General features: G+C 43.2%; 11 protein-coding genes. 4 read left to right on the forward strand and 7 right to left on the reverse strand.

The window, feature by feature from the left end; all coding sequences use genetic code 11:
* Positions 1 to 84: 84 nt before the first annotated feature.
* A complete protein-coding gene (locus ACGHVY_RS16195) occupies positions 85 to 645 on the forward strand; it encodes a DUF4348 domain-containing protein (RefSeq protein WP_308743857.1) in 561 nt (186 codons plus the stop codon).
* A gap of 49 nt (positions 646 to 694) precedes the next feature.
* Here ACGHVY_RS16195 and ACGHVY_RS16200 read toward each other — a convergent pair whose 3' ends face one another.
* From ACGHVY_RS16200 to ACGHVY_RS16220, 5 genes are read right to left on the reverse strand one after another with little or no spacing between them, the layout of a single operon-like run.
* A complete protein-coding gene (locus ACGHVY_RS16200; RefSeq protein ID WP_308743858.1) occupies positions 695 to 1,210 on the reverse strand; it encodes a DUF1573 domain-containing protein in 516 nt (171 codons plus the stop codon).
* Between the two features lie 44 nt (positions 1,211 to 1,254).
* The gene (locus ACGHVY_RS16205; protein WP_390599914.1) at positions 1,255 to 3,408 is read right to left on the reverse strand and encodes a DUF4838 domain-containing protein; all 2,154 of its coding nucleotides are present in this window, start codon (positions 3,406 to 3,408) and stop codon (positions 1,255 to 1,257) included.
* Complete coding sequence (locus ACGHVY_RS16210) at positions 3,383 to 6,349, reverse strand: hypothetical protein (RefSeq protein ID WP_390599916.1); 2,967 nt, start codon at positions 6,347 to 6,349, stop codon at positions 3,383 to 3,385. The genes ACGHVY_RS16205 and ACGHVY_RS16210 overlap by 26 nt, the downstream gene beginning before the upstream one ends.
* A gap of 24 nt (positions 6,350 to 6,373) precedes the next feature.
* Positions 6,374 to 7,852, reverse strand: coding sequence for a glycosyltransferase (locus tag ACGHVY_RS16215; protein ID WP_308743861.1), 1,479 nt, complete (start codon positions 7,850 to 7,852; stop codon positions 6,374 to 6,376).
* A 5-nt stretch (positions 7,853 to 7,857) separates the two neighbouring features.
* Entirely contained in the window at positions 7,858 to 9,030 is a 1,173-nt protein-coding gene (locus ACGHVY_RS16220; protein ID WP_390599918.1) for a HEAT repeat domain-containing protein, read from the reverse strand.
* A 320-nt stretch (positions 9,031 to 9,350) separates the two neighbouring features.
* Here ACGHVY_RS16220 and ACGHVY_RS16225 point away from each other — a divergent pair, with 320 nt between their 5' ends.
* From ACGHVY_RS16225 to ACGHVY_RS16235, 3 genes are all read left to right on the forward strand, one after another.
* Positions 9,351 to 10,706: a DUF4842 domain-containing protein gene (locus ACGHVY_RS16225; RefSeq protein WP_390599920.1), complete on the forward strand. Its 1,356-nt coding sequence runs from the start codon at positions 9,351 to 9,353 to the stop codon at positions 10,704 to 10,706.
* Between the two features lie 116 nt (positions 10,707 to 10,822).
* The gene (locus ACGHVY_RS16230) at positions 10,823 to 11,515 is read left to right on the forward strand and encodes a DUF6250 domain-containing protein (RefSeq protein ID WP_308743863.1); all 693 of its coding nucleotides are present in this window, start codon (positions 10,823 to 10,825) and stop codon (positions 11,513 to 11,515) included.
* A gap of 34 nt (positions 11,516 to 11,549) precedes the next feature.
* The gene (locus tag ACGHVY_RS16235) at positions 11,550 to 14,624 is read left to right on the forward strand and encodes a chondroitinase family polysaccharide lyase (RefSeq protein ID WP_390599922.1); all 3,075 of its coding nucleotides are present in this window, start codon (positions 11,550 to 11,552) and stop codon (positions 14,622 to 14,624) included.
* Between the two features lie 366 nt (positions 14,625 to 14,990).
* Here the strand turns inward: ACGHVY_RS16235 and ACGHVY_RS16240 are convergent, their stop codons facing one another.
* Both ACGHVY_RS16240 and ACGHVY_RS16245 read right to left on the reverse strand, forming a co-directional pair.
* Positions 14,991 to 16,202 carry a DcaP family trimeric outer membrane transporter gene (locus ACGHVY_RS16240; protein WP_390599924.1) on the reverse strand — a complete coding sequence of 404 codons (1,212 nt, stop codon included), beginning with the start codon at positions 16,200 to 16,202 and terminating at the stop codon, positions 14,991 to 14,993.
* A 56-nt stretch (positions 16,203 to 16,258) separates the two neighbouring features.
* The gene (locus tag ACGHVY_RS16245) at positions 16,259 to 17,200 is read right to left on the reverse strand and encodes a tRNA-dihydrouridine synthase family protein (protein WP_390599926.1); all 942 of its coding nucleotides are present in this window, start codon (positions 17,198 to 17,200) and stop codon (positions 16,259 to 16,261) included.
* Positions 17,201 to 17,262: the final 62 nt, after the last annotated feature.

The raw sequence follows: 17,262 nt of genomic DNA on the forward strand, positions 1-17,262 counted from the left end.
AAGATTTAGCTCCTGAAATAACTAAGATATCAAACTTGTCATTATCTTTGCAGCGTCAATTAAACTCTTAATTTATATAGTGTTATGAGAGCTAAAAAGTTTATATGCTGCTTGTTGGCCATGGTGCTGTTTGCAGGTGTTTCGTTCATCTCTTGCGGTAATAGTTCGAAAGCAAAAGCTGACAGTGAAGCGGCTGTCGGATCCGGTGAGGATTTCAAGTCGTTTTTGGATAAGTTTACTTCCAGTGCGGCATTCCAATATACCCGTATCAAGTTTCCGTTGAAAACTCCGATTACCTTATTGGCAGATGACGGTGAAACCGAGAAAACATTCCCTTTTACCAAGGAAAAATGGCCGTTGCTGGATAGTGAGACAATGAAGGAAGAACGTATCTCTCAGGAAGAAGGTGGTATCTATGTCTCCAAGTTCACAGTGAACGAGCCCAAACATAAGGTGTTCGAGGCGGGATATGAAGAATCTGAGATTGACTTACGTGTCGAATTCGAACTTTCGCCTGATGGAAAATGGTATGTAGTGGATTGCTATACAGGCTGGTATGGCTATGACCTGCCTGTTGGAGAGTTGAAACAGACCATAGAACAGGTGAAAGAAGAGAATGCGGCATTCAAGGAGATACATCCTTAGAAAGTACAATCGGTAATAAGTGATCGGTTGTTACCGATTGCTTATTTTTTTACGGTTCTCCTACATAGTATCCCAATTCGGATTCTTTTCCGTCCACCATCTCTCTGACAATACCGTTTTTAGTGTTGAACTCCTGGTAGAGTTCTTCATAATCGCGCGTATAATCAGCGTCCGGCACTACATTGACGTCGAATCTCAGTTCGGCTCTTCCGTGAGGAAGCATATTGCCGTAAATCCGGATACGGTGGATGACTTCTCCTACATTCTTAATGCTGTTGTAGGTCGCCTTGAACTGACGGATACCGTCTTCCGGGATGATGATATGCGAACTTTTGTCCAGGATGATGCAACCGCAGGAAGGCTGCATCTCCGAGATAATCAAAGGAGCGTCTCCTGTATTGGTGATAGTGAACATGATGTCAAGTTGCTGCCCTTGTTTGATGGGATAGTAATGTCTGACGGAATCCTTTATGGTCATGCTCGTGGGGCGCACTTCCTTTCTGCATCCTGCAAAGCAGAAAGGAAGCACGGTCAAGAGGAGAATATAGATGATAGTTTTGCTCATAGTTGCCATTGTTTTTTAGTATGTCACTTTTTCGGGAGGACTCGTTATGGAATGAATGCTATTTCATCCACGCCGATTTGAGCTCCCGGCTTTTTTGTACCGATAATTTTTATACTTAACGACTCCGTTCCGTTCAGGTCAACGGGGATGACGGCTTTTACCATCTCTCCCTTTTCAACGGAATCTTCTGCGTTTAGGTTTATTTTCTTATAACTTGTCCCGTCTCCCGATACTTCGATTTGTTGCGGTGCATATATGCGATGTCTGGGAAGACTCAGGAAACTGATATAAACTGTTCCTGATTCATTGATTTCTTTCACAGGCAAGTTGATGGTACATTCTTCTTGCGGGAAGATGAGCCAGCCGAAATGATAGTTGTCGGGCAGACCGTGTGTGCCGTCTGTCAGTCTTTTCAGGCTGTTTTTATTCGTTTGGGGAGTTGAAGACGGAGCAATTCCCAGAAATGCATTCTTCTTTATGTCGGAAGCAAGTATATATTGTTCCCATTCCTTTATATAATAGTCGATTTCATTGGACGACTCATTATAACAATCCATTCCGGCGAATGCTTTATGTTCTTTCAGTTGGGTTATCCATTTCCGTGCCTGAGGATTCGCCTGGATTTCTTTTCCGTTTCGTTTGGCATATCCGTAAATATCATAGCTGTGATCACGCCCCATTTCCAGCCGTGTGAAAGACAAGGCTGTCTGGAGTCCGTGAAGCTTTTTACGTTCCTGCCCTTTTGCGTCAGAAACAAAATCCCCCATTTCATCATAGAATCTGGTGAATTTCTCCGGATTGAGGAATGAATTCTCTGATTCCCGGATTCCAGCGTAAAGCCCCAGTTTCTTTCCCGACTGAGTGCTGTTCTCCAAGTCGATATAATAATCGTACAGCCATTTCTTTGATACGGGATATTCCTGATTGAAATAGTTTCTGACTAAATCATCTACGGACTGTTCCGGATTAATAAGGAGTGCCGATAATACAAAAGTTCTCATTTCATCGAAAGAAGAGTAGTTGTATCCGCTTCCGTTAAAGAAGATGCCGCTGGCTCCGTGTTGCTTGAAAAACCGGAGCCGTTGCTGGGCTATCTTTAATATGGGGAAAGGAGTTAGGTAATCATCAAAGTTGTTGATATAATCCCATATATAGATATTCTTCGTTACTTTTTTCCAGTTCTCCAATTGCCGGGCAAACTTCTTTTCCTGTGCGTCCTTGCCATCTATCCGGCGGAGCGGGAAGTCTATGGTGCTGACCATTACTCCGGCATTTGCCGGTAATGGCTTGTCCGTGGCCTGTTGTGTGCTCCGATAGGAAGTGGTAAAGAAGAAATGCTTCGGGAAACGCTGTGCCAGGCGGAGTATCAACTCGGTGACGGCAGGTGTTGCGTTCTTTTCTGTATTTCCTATGGCGGTACAGCTTGCGCATGTGCAGGCGTAAGGATTATCATCCGGTGCGATGACAAAACGGGAATTCCCCTTTTCACCGAAGTTATTCACGATATAGCCTTCAATCTGCCGGTACATCTCCGGAGAAGAGAAGCAAAGCTGTGAGCCGTCTGTCTTTCCATGGATGGTGGCATACACTTTGTCTACATTGTCTCCCAGTACTTTTCGCAGGTTGTGTCCCCATATACCCCAACTGTCGTCGAAGTTATTAAGCCCCATCACGCCTGTATAGTCGGGATTCAGACCTGCCGGAGAGTAGATGCTTTGATAATCGAAAGCAAAAGTGCCGCAAGTGTCCGTCAGGTTGACGAGAGTCGGCGGCAGGTCGGAACCGTCTATACGCGGGTCTTCCTTACTTATTTTTTTTATGAGCTGATATTGCAGCCATAACATCTGTCGGTCGTCAGAAGCCGTCAATTTTATATCTGCTCCTTTGCGGGAAATTCTGAATCCTTCCTGTGCCGTAGGGTCTATCTGTATGATGACGTGCCACATCTCTTTCTCTGAAACTCCAAAAGCGACCATTTCATCGTCATTTGCACGTTTCTTGAGATGCTCGTAGAGGTATTTTGCCCATTGGGTGTCCCGGTTGGTCGGGTCTTCCCCAATCGTGACGAGGTATCCTTCTTTGGACGGAAACATCTCCGTACGTGCTTGCATGCGGCAACCGGACAAAAGGCAGCAAATGCATATCATTCCTGCCAACAGAGGACAGAGCTTGTCAGAATGAGATATAGATTTGTGCATAGATATTATATAAGTTTTTATAACGTGTCGATATGGATTCTATCCGGTTGAGCGGACTGGTTCCTTTCACCGTATTCGTCTGGTTATAATAGGTATTCCAGGTGCCCATTAATCCTATGGTAATGTTGGGGCTGACCATGTATTGTCCCCCTAAGCCCACCATTGTATTGGTGTGCGAGAAAGAACCGGGCAGGGCATAGTCCAGCACGGCTGTCTCCGGTGCCGAGCCGATGCTCGCCATGGCGTTGATATTTGTCTTTCCGTCGTTGGCAGGGAAATACTTGGCGCCAATCTGGGCATTGTAATAGAAGTTGGAGTTGAAGAAGTGCAAGTCCAGTTTCGTATTCAGCCGGACTACTTCGATAGTCTTGGCTACTTCTCCGCCAAGAGTCAGCAAGTTTGTCTTTGACTCGTCCCAGCCGGTAAATAAGAACCCGTTCTCCCCGTTGCTGCCTGCAAAGAATTCATCATTCCATTCGTAATGCTTGTTGTAGGCGGCTACACGTCTGTATCCTACGTGGGCGCCTATTTCCCAGTCGTTTTTGAGGTAATGCCTTACGGCAATATCGGCAGAAATTTCCGGAAAGTATTCGGTGGCGAGGGCTGCGTTGACTGTAGCGCTCCATTTAGGGGAGAAATGATGTGTCCATTCGCCTTGTACCTGTATGCCGACTCCGCCCGGCGTCTGTTCCTCGGCTTCCATGTTGTCGCTTGCCGAGCCGCTTCTTCCCGCATAGTTGAGACGTCCCGTATAGGTGTTCTTCCGGTTCTTCCGGGTGTATTCGGCAGTTGCGACAGAAGTGATGATGTCTTCTTCTCCATAACGTGCACGCAGGTAAGTCAATGCTATTTCATTTTTGAGCATCATGCTTCTAAGACCCGACAAGTGCCGTTGAAAAGAGCGATATTCCATGATGGACGGTTCGTAGAACTTCTGGTAATAGTAAGCTGAATCGGCCTGTCTGTTGGCTTCATATACTACTCCCTTGGTGTATTTCAGCGAACGGTTCTGACTGTCATAAAGCAGGGCTGTATCGAGTACGGCGAGAGCTTGTTCAGGGGCTTTCGCTTTTGTCAACTGCAAGGCGTGGTATTTGCTGCTTTGCGAGAAGGCACCGATAATCTCTTTGTTGCTCGGGTACTTGTTGAGTATCGGTTTCAGAAACTCCAAAGAGGCTTCATATCTCTTGTCACGCTCAAGGATAGTCGCTCTTTTGGCTTGGAAGAACGGTTCTTCGGGGTAGTAGTTGATGGCTTGTTCCGTATATTTCTCGAATTCATCGTATTTTCCTAGTAAACCGGCTGAGTTGATGGCATACCGTAATCCCAAATCGCTCGATGGATTCAAGCTGACGAGTTTGACCGCTTCGCTATATGCTTTTTTTGTAGCTCCCGCTTCCATGCATTTCTTGATATAAGGAACGGCTAGTTCTTCGTATCCGATGACGTAGAAGATGCGCATATCTTCATCACTTTGCTCGATGGCGGATAGATAAAGTTGCAAGGCTTCTTCGGTTTTGTCCATTTTATCGAGAATAAATGCCCTTTTCAACGTGCCGTTTTCATATTCCGGGAAGTGAAGGGTGATGGTGTCCAAGGTGGCGAGTGCTTCGTTGTAGCGTTTCATATTTATGTAGCAGCTCAACGTTTTTTCCCAAGCAGCGCCATTGACTTCGTTGTCAAGATGCCTTTGGGAAACAAACAGCACATGAGGTAATGCTTCTGCATACAGGCCGAGTTCCATTAACTTTTCCGCTTTCTTCATGTGCTGTGCAGACATGGCTAATGTGATGTCATAGTCATCGGGATACATGTCATACAGTTTCTTCAAAGCCGAATAGGCGAGGTCGTCCTCGTTCATCTGGCGATAAAGCATATACTCTTTATATAAAATACCTTTATCTGAGTTGCCATATTGCTTCTTGGCTTCCCGGATATAGAACAATGCATCGTCGGTATATCCCCTTATCACCGAAGTATTCAGCAGATACTCCAACGCTTCTTTGTTCTTGTTTCCCCCTTCATAGGCCATTCCGTACAGTACATAGGGATCCCGTTGCTTTTCCGCTCGGGCAGCTTCCATCAGCAAGTCGTTATACATACGGCGTATGGCAGGGCTGTTGTTCCTTCTCATTTGTTCACGCATAAATGCCAGCGCTTCAGGATAACGTGCCAATTCACCGAGGATAGAAGCTCTTTTTACGATGAGAGCACTGCTTCCAGGCAAGGCAGCCAAGCCATTGGACGACCAGCCTAAAGCTGCTTCCCGGTTCCCTTCCTGCAAGTGCAGATTGATAATGTCCAGGTAATACTCTTCATTGTCAGGAGATACTTTGATTAGTTCCGTCAATTTCTCAATTGCTTCTTTCCGGTTGCCGCCCTTTTTCATCTGCTGATAGCCTATCTCCATACTGTAGATATAATCTTTTCTCAGAATGGTGTCGTTCGGGTAAATCTGGTTGATCCGTTTCAGCAGGCGGTCGGCTTCCACATCGTTGTTCTGTTTACGATACAATTCAATCTTTCTCCGCCATAAGCCTCGCCAATACGGGTTCACTTCCAATAATTCGTTCACATAACAAATGGCACTGGAATAGTTCTCCGTAATATCTTCTACGTCTACTAGTAAATGCTTGGCATTGACGTTATTGTAATTGTTATCAACAGCTTTGACAAGATGGTAGCGCGACTGGTCATAGTCCTTTTCGTGGAACCAGTACTTGCCCATAAGCCATTCAAGGTCAGAAACATTCGGGTATTTCTGAAGCCCTTCGTCCAATATCTCTTTCCCCGCTTCCCACTCTTCGTTGGCAAAATGCTCCTGTACAATCTGGGCATATTGCTCCGGTGTCTGGAAGCCTTTGTCGGTACCTACGGAAGAGGTAATCAGCAAAAGCAGACAGCCTAATATGGTAATCTTATGGAGAAATTCTCTGTTCATCCTGTCTTGTTGTTTATTTCTAACTTAAATCGTTGCCGGTTCGGGTTTTATTGTTGCATTGCCGTCGGTTCCGGTTTCGCTTCCTTTTTTCTGCTTGAATCCTGCCCGTTCCATCTTCTTCCACTTGAAGTCCCTGTTTATGAGATAACTGAGGTATCCTCTCAAAGAGCAGAAAGTGATGATGGGGTGATAAAAAATCGGTTCCAATATGGACGCAATGATAATCCACAGGTATTCGTACCCTCTTTTATAAAGCATTCCGACGTAATAATCGTAGGTGATAACGACAATGGAGAGGAACTGGCAGAACGTGTAGATTGTCAGATAAATCATCCATGCCGTATTCCAGTTGACCGCTCCCGTGAAAGCCAGGTAGATGAATACTATCAGGCCTGCCAACTCGATGATGGGTGCCAGAAACTCAAAGATGAACATATAGGGCAGTGTGAGCAGTCCCATCTGCTTATAGTCCTTATTGAATATCATTTTATGATGAATACTCAGTGTCTGGAATAATCCGCGTGCCCAGCGGGTACGTTGGCGATAAAGCATCGCAAGGTTAGGCGGCCCTTCCGTCCAGCAACAGGTATCCGGAATCTGCACAATCTTGTAAGGGCGCGAGAAGTCGCACATATATCCTACCATACGGGTAATCAAATCCATGTCCTCTGCAAAGGAAGGGGCATCGTATCCACCTGCTTCAATAGCTACCGAACGGTCAAAAAGACCGAATCCACCAGATACATTCGGCATGCCGTTGATGGCAGACCATCCCATCTTGCCTATCAGGTAGGAACGCATATATTCCAGATTCTGGAAAAGCGGAATCGGGGTACGGGGAGTCCTGACATCCACAATCTGCCCGTCTTTTACTACACATCCGTTGGCCATCAGCATTGTCCCGCTGACTGCAATCACCTGCTTGTCCGAAGAGATGATTGGTGAGATGCATCGGTAAAGAGCGTATTTCTCCAGGATACAATCTACATCCGTGCAGATAAAGTAAGGGTATGAAGAGACGTTGATGCCTGCATTGGATGCGTCAGCCTTGGTTCCACCGTTTTCTTTGTCGACGATGATGAGCTGGCTGTATTTCGGATTCGTCGACTTCAAAAGCCTTCTGAACGGTTGGGTCTTGATTCGTTCGATATATGCATATGGCACTTCTACCAGTTCATAATGCTCGACAATTTTCTCCAACGTGCTGTCCGTACTGCCATCATTTACAATGATTACCTCGAAGAGCGGATATTCCAACGCAAGCATGGAGTTGATATTGTCGATGATTGTCTTTTCTTCATTGTAGGCGGGAGCAATCACCGAGATGCCGGGTGTATAAGGAGATTCTTTGATTGTCTTCCGCATATAACTCTCCACATAATAGTCTTTTCTCCGTTTCAGAGAAATGAAAGAGAGGAAAGCGAAAGTGACAAAGCTTATCGCCAACATACTCGTATAAAAGAATACGAAATAATTGAAGATTGTAAATATGATATCTTTCATGCTCTCTAATTTAACTGGTTGATTAACGGATGCTTCGTATGGGCGAACAATATCGCAGAGTGAGAATCAGCTTTTCGCTCCAATTGATCGAAGGTTTTTCTTCCCATGGCACTATAATCGTATAGGGCTTTCAGGATTACTCGTTTCGTTCCCCAATTGTCGGCTTCGTCGTAAGCATTGTAAAGAAATCCCAAGGCTTTGTCCGTCTTCAAGTCGGCGATGGCGGTGATGATTTGCCGTTTGACTTCTTCCGGTTGCACATGATACATCTCAATCAGCTTGGGTTCTATCTCTTTGTATTTTAGTTTTCCCAAAGTTTTTATCGCTTCGCTCCGTATTTCTGTAGAGCGCGCGTTGATTTGTTTTGCTAAAATCGGTGCACTTTCTGTTTCATTGTATAGTCTTATCTCATTGATAAAGAATGTCTTAACATTTTCCTCGGCTGAAGTGTTTACCCATTTTATGAAACTTGGGGTGTTATAACCTACCTTCTTACGATGTTCAAGGATAGCATGCAATTCCATCATGTCCCATTGCCTTAACTTCATGCTGATATCTTCGTCGAAGAAACGAAACGGGTCTCCTTGGCTTAACCACATATAAGTATAGCGTGCCGAATTTCTCAATTCCATCTCGCGATGGTAGAGGAAACGTACTAATACGGCTTCGGAAGCATATCCGTTGATGGACTGAATAAGTTTCAGGGCTTGTATCTTAGCTCTTTTAGTCCCGAACTGTAGTTCGCGTTCGAGAAAACGTGTTATCTGGAATACGGTTTGTATGGATTGGTAGTTGACCTCATTGATTTCATTCTCATGTACACTCTTGATTTCCGTTAATAGCTGCGTGATGATGCGTAGCTCGGCGGGCTTGGGGCGTTTTTTCGTGTTATATGCTAATCTGTCTGCTATCTCCTCCTCATTTAATGCATTGGAATCTAGTGAGATAGTCTTCATTACTTCATAATACTTATCGAATGCTTTGTTATATTTCCGTTTCTCTTTCCGTCTTTTGAATATACCATATATGATATGGAATAGTAGGAACAAGTATGCAATAATGCAGAACATAACAGCGATTGAGCATATTCTTATGATCAACGGATATCCTACGAACTTATAGTATATCCAATAGAAATAGTATTCTATGAAATCTACGCCATATAAAACTTGCTCCATTTCCCTTGATATATTTATCTAAAAACTTGTATATTTAAAACAAATGCTGTACATTTGTTGTATTGTATGTTCTGCTGTATGCAAATATACTAAATAACTTGTATATATTAGCCATTATTCATGGACAGGACTTTTGGACGGTATTTCATACCTTGTGATTATTTTCGATGGAAAGGATTGAAATGACAATTAGTGGCGGTTAAAAGGCTATAAAGTATTAAAGATATTTTTGATTAGTTAACGAATGAGGCCGGTATATGCGAGTCATATGGCGTAATCTCATGCGAAACAAAAACAAACAATAATTTAAATTCTGGAATATGATGAAGATTAAAAAAATGATGTATGTCCTTATGGGGGCATTTGCCATTGTTGCTTGTACGGATAATGACAATGAAGGGGGAGTGAATAATGGAGAAGAGGGAGGTGATAATTCGCCGGAGTATGTAATTCCTGCTGGGTTTGATTTTGCAACTAGCCGTGCAGTCGCAGTTGAGGTGGCTTCAGCTAAACCTGTAGTCGTATCCTTGTATTCGGATAAGGACTGTAAAGAAGAAAATTTATTGGTTGGAGATTTGCTTGTGAAGGGTGAAAAAAGTTTAGAGCTAAATGTGCCGATTCACTGTACAAATCTTTATTTAAGATATGCAACGGCAACGACAACAGCTAAAGATGTTGCATTTCCGATTGCCAATGTTACTCGTGGAAGTGAAGTTGTAGCAATTACAGTGCCTGAAGATGCAGTGCAACCTACTAATGAAAAGGATGCCGGATGGCTTTTCTATCACAATACAGGGGTTGCTATGTTTGAAGACAATTGGCCGATAGAACCGAATAAGGACAATGATTTGAACGATGTAGTTTTTGAATATGATTTGAAGGTTACTGAATGTCAGAATGAGGAATTGTTAGTAAATCAGGCATATAAAGAGAACTTGAAGCTGACTTTGGATATTCGTGCGAAAGGTGGCAGATATCCTACAGCGATTGGTGTAGTATTGGGTGGTTTGGACAAGAAATATATTAATGAGGCTACTGCTGTAACCCGTATTGTATTGAAAAAGGGACAGGGAACAGAGGACGAATTAGCTGTGGGAAAAATGGAAGCGGAAATGCGCGGAACATTGTTTGGCAAATCGCAGTATTGCAAAGTTACTGTAGATACGAAAAATGGTAATCCTGTTATCATAATGGACGGATTGGCTGATTTAGGCGATAACACTAATTTCTTCCAGACTACAGAAGGATATATAAATCCGGGACAAGGTATGTTGCGCGCAGAGATTACGCTGAGTGGTAAGGAACGTACCAGTCTTACAGAGGATTTGGAACAATTGAAGGCTTATCGTGAGCTTATTACTAATACAAATAATCAGAACTTCTTTATTAAGACAAACAGCAATAAAGAGATTCACATGAAAGGTTATAGGCCGACTTATCTTTATACTAATTATGACACTGATTCAAAAGGTGAAATGATGGACGGTGTTCCATATTGTAATAAGAATGGTTTTGTTTGGGGAATTAAAGTTCCTGTTGGTACAAAACATGCTTATGAGCAAGTGCTGTTTGATGATGCTTATCCTAAGTTTCGTGGTTGGGTGACTAGCAACGGTGCCGATAATAAAGATTGGTATTTGCATCCCGTAGGGGGAAAAGTGGTAGAAGCTTGGTAATACAAAAGCTCAGCCAATACGTTATTTGAGATATTTTGTACAATTTGAACCCCTCTTTTTTCGAAAAGAGGGGTTTCTTTGTACCCGGAAAAACAATCTTTAAACTAATACCCGTAATGATGAAGCGATTTTTTATTGGCTACAGTTTGATTACTTTTTTCTTTTTGAATAGTGTAGTGCTCTTTGCGCAACACAAAAACTCCTTTACCAAACAATGGAAAATAGAAGATGAATCCCATGCCTTGCAGATGATAGAACATGCGGATACATTGGAACTGATTGTTCCTAAAGGTTTGACCATGTGGTATGGGCAACGTCTGACAGGTGATTATGAGATAAGTTATCGTATCTGTATGGTAATGAAAGGCGGAACATATGATCGTTTAAGTGACTTGAATTGTTTTTGGGCTGCCAATGACCCTAAACATCCTGATAACCTTTTTGCCCGTAGCGAGTGGCGGAACGGTGTCTTTAAAAACTACAATACACTGAACCTTTTCTACGTTGGATACGGAGGAAATGACAATTCTACGACTCGTTTCCGTCGTTATTGGGGAGAATATTACGGAATAGCAGACGATAAAGTAAAACCGTTACTGAGTGAGTATACAGACGCACCGCATCTGCTTGCTCCCAATCAATGGTATCAAATTCAAATCCGGGTTAAAAAAGGAATAACTACTTATTCAGTGAATGGCGAGGAACTTTTCCGTTATTCTGTGGCAGATGGCTTGGGGAACGGCCATTTCGGATTACGCCTTTTGCAGAATCACGTTTTGTTTACTGGCTTTAAAGTGATTACATTTTAAATTGCACATAAAAAATCTAATATATAATATACCCATGATGAAACAACCTTTTACCAGACTAGGAGTAACCACTCTACTTTCCTGTTTATGTTCAGCATTTCTTCATGCGCAAGTAGTTACAGACGAGCGGCTGTTCTCTTTTGAGGAACTGCAAGTTCCAGACTGTATTACGGGCGTCCACTCCCGGCTTTCCATCTCCGATATACATTATAAGGATGGAAAACATTCGATGAAATGGGACTTTGAACCTGGTGGCGTATTAGAACTCAAGAAAGATTTGAAATTTGAAAAGAAGGATCCGACCGGCAAGGATCTGTATCTTTCAGCTTTTATAGTGTGGGTGTATAATGAAGAACCCCAAAATGCAACGATCGATTTTGAATTCTTGAAAGACGGTAAGAAATGTACTTCGTTTCCTTTCGGAATCAACTTTAAAGGTTGGCGTGCCGCATGGGTTTGTTATGAACGTGATATGCAAGGTATGCCGGAAGAAGGTATGAATGAACTCCGTATTGTTGCCCCAAATGCAAAAGGAAGCCTTTTCATCGATCATTTGATTACTGCGACCAAGGTTGATGCACGTCAGCAAACAGCCGATTTACAGGTGCCTTTTGTAAATGCCGGAACCAATAACCATTGGCTGGTTGTCTATAAGCACTCGCTTTTAAAACCGGATATTGAATTGACCTCTGTCAGCGACAAGCAAAAGAAAGAAATGCAACTGCTGGAGAAGCGTTTCCGGGATATGAATTATACAAAAGGCAAGCTCTCGGACAAAGAAGTGGAGACTATCCGCAAGAAATATGATTTTTATCAGATTACATATAAAAACGGTCAGGTATCGGGTGTGCCTATTTATATGGTGCGCGCTTCCGAAGCTTATGAACGGATTATACCGAATTGGGATAAGGATATGCTGACTAAGCTCGGTATAGAAATGCGTGCCTATTTTGATTTGATGAAACGGATTGCTGTTGCGTATAATAATAGTGCTGCAAAACCGGAACTTCAGAAAGAAATGAAGCAGAAATTCTTGGCTATGTATGACCATATAACAGACCAGGGGGTGACTTATGGCAGTTGTTGGGGGAATATCCATCATTACGGATATAGTGTTCGCGGATTGTATCTGGCATATTTCCTGATGAAAGACGTACTTCGTGAAGCCGGTAAGTTGCAGGAAGCCGAACGCACACTGCGGTGGTATGCCATTACGAATGAGGTATATCCTAAACCGGAAGGTAATGGAATTGATATGGACTCATTTAATACACAGACTACCGGTCGCATTGCAAGTATCCTGATGATGGAGGATACACCGGAAAAGTTGCAATACTTGAAGTCTTTCTCCCGTTGGATTGATTACGGTTGTCGTCCCGCTCCGGGGCTGGATGGCTCGTTCAAAATAGATGGCGGTGCTTTCCATCACCGTAATAATTACCCTGCTTATGCCGTCGGTGGTTTGGATGGAGCGACTAATATGATTTATCTTTTCAATCGGACAGAATTTGCTGTCTCGGAATTGGCACATGAGACAGTGAGAAATGTATTATTTGCAATGCGTTTCTACTGTAATAAATTGAATTTCCCATTGTCAATGTCCGGTCGTCACCCCGATGGAAAGGGGAAATTAGTGCCGATGCATTATGCGATGATGGCTATGGCAGGGACTCCCGATGGGAAGTCCGAGTTTGACAAGGATATGGCATCCGCTTATCTTCGCCTTGTCTCAGGTATTTCTTCTAAAGAACAGGAACCGGAGTATATGCCCAAAGTCTCTAACGCACAGGAACGTAAGATTGCGAAGCTGCTTGTGGAAAAAGGTTTTCGTCCTGAACCCGATCCGCAAGGAAATCTGGCACTGGGTTACGGTTGTGTATCTGTACAACGTCGTAACAACTGGTCGGCAGTGGTCCGCGGACATTCCCGCTATCTTTGGGCGGCAGAACATTATCTGGGGCATAATCTTTATGGCCGTTATCTGGCACATGGCAGCCTGCAAATCCTGACAGCGGCACCGGGACAGAACGTTACTCCTGCCACAAGCGGCTGGCAGCAGGAAGGTTTCGACTGGAACCGTATCCCAGGTGTGACTTCCATACATCTTCCGCTTGAACAGTTGAAGGCTAAAGTTCTGAATGTGGATACTTTCTCCGGCATGGAAGAAATGCTTTACTCTGACGAGGCTTTTGCCGGTGGATTGTCGCAAAAGAAAGAGAATGGAAATTTTGGAATGAAATTGCACGAGCATGATAAATACAATGGAACTCACCGGGCACGTAAATCTTTCCATTTCATCGGCGGAATGATTGTTTGTCTAGGCTCGGATATTGAAAATGCCAACACGGAATACCCTACTGAAACCACGATATTCCAGTTGGCAGTAACAGATAAGACAGGACATGATTACTGGAAGAATTATCAAGGTGAGGGCAAGACATGGATTGATCATCTGGGAACCGGATATTATGTACCGGCTGCAGCTAAGTTTGAGAAGACCTTCCCACAATATTCCCGTATGCAGGATACAGGCAAGGAAACGAAGGAGGATTGGGTTTCATTAGTCGTGAATCATGGGAAAGCTCCGAAAGGCGGAAGTTATGAATATGCTGTCCTGCCACAAACAAATGAAACTGTTATGAAGTCATTTAGCAAGAAAACTGCTTATAAGGTACTGAAGCAGGATCGCGATGCTCATGTCGTGTATTCATCGGCAGAGAATATATACTCTTATGTACTCTTTGAAACTCCGCAAGCACCTCTTCCTGGTGAATTATTACAGCGTACGGATACGTCCTGCCTAGTGATGATTCGTAAGGAATCACCAGAGAAAATTCTGCTGACAGTGGCACAGCCGGACTTGGCATTGTATCGTGGTGCAAGTGATGAAGCTTTTGATAAAGATGGAAAACGGATAGAACGCAGTATTTATTCCCGTCCGTGGATTGGCAATGAAAGTGGTGAAATTCCTGTTACTGTCACTTTGAAAGGCCGATGGAATGTCGAAGAAACTCCTTTCTGCAAGATTCTTTCGTCTGATAAAAAGCAAACGGTTCTCCGTTTTACTTGTAAAGACGGGGCTAGCTTTGGAGTGGAACTACGGAAATAAGGTGGATTCAATATAAACAGAGTGTGAAGCCTCGGACTTAAATGTTGTTCCAAATAGAAGAAAATATTGTTTCAAATATTGGTTCTTTTTGTTTCACTGTTTGAAACGAAGTGTTTCACACCGAGAAACGAAGTGTTTCAAGCACTGAAACAAAGTGTTTCACGCAGAGAAACAAATAGTTTCAAATGGGGTTGAAACTTTTAGGACGGAAGCGAATAAAGTAAAGGTGGCAATAGAATGGAGAAGGACATTCTATTGTCACCTTGTTATTTGCTATCTATTGCCATTTTTACTTCTTGATAATGTGTCGTTTAGCTACCCAAAGTGACAATAGGAATGTACAAAAAAACTATGTAGAGATGCGTCTTAGAACATAAACATAGCTACCGCTACGATACGGTTATTGCAAACAGCATGAGTGTCTATAATTTTTCCGTTAGAATGTTTGAGTGAACCATACCATGCCGAACTTAGAGTATATTCCAAACCAAATTTCCAATGAGGTACATTGTATGTCAATTCAGCTCCTGCTGTAACTAATTGGTCAAGGTTTGTTCCTGTACCATATAGCTTTTCTGATTCCAATGCATCGCTTGTTCCTAAATTCTTTGCGTAGCCGACAAAGATTCCCGGTTTCCATTTTTGCCCGTAAACGGCATTCAGCCAAGAACTTGAAAAACGTATTGGAGTGTATTTCTGTTCTCCTGTGCGTTCATTAATAGATTTAATGCCGAATCCGCCAAGACCGGACGCTTGTGTAAGATTGGAACCTAATACACTCTTTGCGCCAATAAACCAGTTCTTATTCGTGTATTTCACATGAGCTTCGTAAGAAAGAGTCGTGATGCGTTCGTCTACTTTATATCCTTCTGTGGAGACTGTGCGTGGCTTTAATGATAACAACTCAACGCCTACACCTGCTAATAGACCATCTTTCTTGTAATCTGCCCCAATATAAATTTCAGGAACACAGCCTTTCTTTATATACTCCTGGCTTTTTCCGGCAGGTCCTTGAGACAAATACTGGGATTGCCATACGGCAGCTCCCGTGAGCTGGAAGTTACGGTTTGTATAACGATAACGAATCTGCGGTGCACGACTAAACGGTTGGAAAGGTGCTCCTACCGAAAGGTTAAGAATCTGTGGCGAAACATCTCCGAACAACGGATGCCAGGTTTGTCCGAGCAATAAAGCTGATTTGCCCCAATCCAAGTTGAGATAAGCATGGCGAAGGCGTACTACTGAATAAGAAGTACCTGTGCCGCGGAAGTCAATTTCTACTTTAGCAGAAGTTTTGGCTGTTCCTAGTTTAGGACCGGCAACGTCTACTCCCAAACGTGAATATAACGTATAGAAATTACTGTTTGACGTTGAATTCAAATCGTTTCCGTCCGGATCGCGTACCTTGTCTTTGGGATACATATAGAACAACCCGTCTACGGTTTCTTCGTTGGCACGACTGTTATAATAAAAGTCAGTACGAATCTGTCCGTAGAATTTGAACTTGAAATCCTTCATCTGTGCAAAACTGCCCGAAACTGTTATCAGGCAAATAAATAATAGAATGTATTTTTTCATAATGTGCTTGTTTATAAACGGGCGCAAAATTACATAAAATTCCGATTATCAGCTTATCATTGATTAAAAAAGGCATTGACAGCCTGATTATATTTGTTCAGACTTGTACTTTTATGAATCGCTTTCAATAGTTTCTTCTCTGCATTTGGCAATAAATATTCCCAAAAGGATTTCATCTTGTTTAAGAGTTGCGCGTCTCCACCTTCAAGCTGTTCTGTGTATGCCGTGTATATGCATTTGTGCATCGACTGTAATTTTTGCACCATCTCATCGAAGCCAAGAACACGTCCGTGTCTATGCTCTAATGCTAGTGCCGGATTGGCGAGTAGCCCGCGTCCTATCATAATTCCGGCTAATGTGGGAAATTTGTTCTGAATTTGTTGAATATCTTCCAGACTGTTTATGTCTCCATTATAAATAACAGGATGTTTGCAGGCATTTTGAAAATCAGCGAATCCTTTAAGGTCTACTTCACCTTTATATTGTTGTTTTCCTAAACGGGGATGCATCGTGACTTGCCGCAATGGCAGGTCGTTAATAATAGGAACCAGTTTGAGGCATTCATCCGGATTCTCCCATCCTAGTCTCATTTTTATAGAGAAGCTGATTTGCGGATACTTCCGGACCAGACTAAGCAGTGTTTCCACTTCTTCGGGATAAGGCAGAATACCGGAACCGTTGTGGCGCTTTGCTAAAAGAGGGAAGGGACAGCCCAAGTTTATATCCACTTCTTTATATCCTTTCTCGATGAAAAGGGAGAGAACCGTTTCTGCCTTCTCCATTGTCGGAGCTATTAGCTGAGGTACGAGGTGGGGTACATGATTGTTCTCCGGTTCAATGCCCCGGACATCTCTATGGCGGAAGCTACCTTTCTCGATTCGAACGAATGGGGTGTAATAAGTGTCTACGCCACCGAAACAAGCGGCGTGGGCATTGCGGTAAAAGACTTCGGTATAACCTTGTAACGGAGCGAAATGGATGGGCAGAGTTTCTTGCATAACAATTAATTTTGTTGCAAAGGTACGGAAAAAGAAAAGAGAAGAACCTCACGGCCCCTCTC

Source organism: Bacteroides sp. f07 (assembly GCF_042854785.1).
GTDB lineage: Bacteria > Bacteroidota > Bacteroidia > Bacteroidales > Bacteroidaceae > Bacteroides.

Bases quoted from the DNA above. Each gene is read 5' to 3' on its own strand.
- ACGHVY_RS16230 (WP_308743863.1), top strand. From the start codon at position 10,823: ATGATGAAGCGATTTTTTATTGGCTACAGTTTGATTACTTTTTTCTTT.
- ACGHVY_RS16220 (WP_390599918.1), bottom strand. From the start codon at position 9,030: ATGGAGCAAGTTTTATATGGCGTAGATTTCATAGAATACTATTTCTAT.
- ACGHVY_RS16210 (WP_390599916.1), bottom strand. From the start codon at position 6,349: ATGAACAGAGAATTTCTCCATAAGATTACCATATTAGGCTGTCTGCTT.
- ACGHVY_RS16215 (WP_308743861.1), bottom strand. From the start codon at position 7,852: ATGAAAGATATCATATTTACAATCTTCAATTATTTCGTATTCTTTTAT.
- ACGHVY_RS16235 (WP_390599922.1), top strand. From the start codon at position 11,550: ATGATGAAACAACCTTTTACCAGACTAGGAGTAACCACTCTACTTTCC.
- ACGHVY_RS16225 (WP_390599920.1), top strand. From the start codon at position 9,351: ATGATGAAGATTAAAAAAATGATGTATGTCCTTATGGGGGCATTTGCC.
- ACGHVY_RS16195 (WP_308743857.1), top strand. From the start codon at position 85: ATGAGAGCTAAAAAGTTTATATGCTGCTTGTTGGCCATGGTGCTGTTT.
- ACGHVY_RS16245 (WP_390599926.1), bottom strand. From the start codon at position 17,200: ATGCAAGAAACTCTGCCCATCCATTTCGCTCCGTTACAAGGTTATACC.
- ACGHVY_RS16240 (WP_390599924.1), bottom strand. From the start codon at position 16,202: ATGAAAAAATACATTCTATTATTTATTTGCCTGATAACAGTTTCGGGC.
- ACGHVY_RS16205 (WP_390599914.1), bottom strand. From the start codon at position 3,408: ATGCACAAATCTATATCTCATTCTGACAAGCTCTGTCCTCTGTTGGCA.
- ACGHVY_RS16200 (WP_308743858.1), bottom strand. From the start codon at position 1,210: ATGAGCAAAACTATCATCTATATTCTCCTCTTGACCGTGCTTCCTTTC.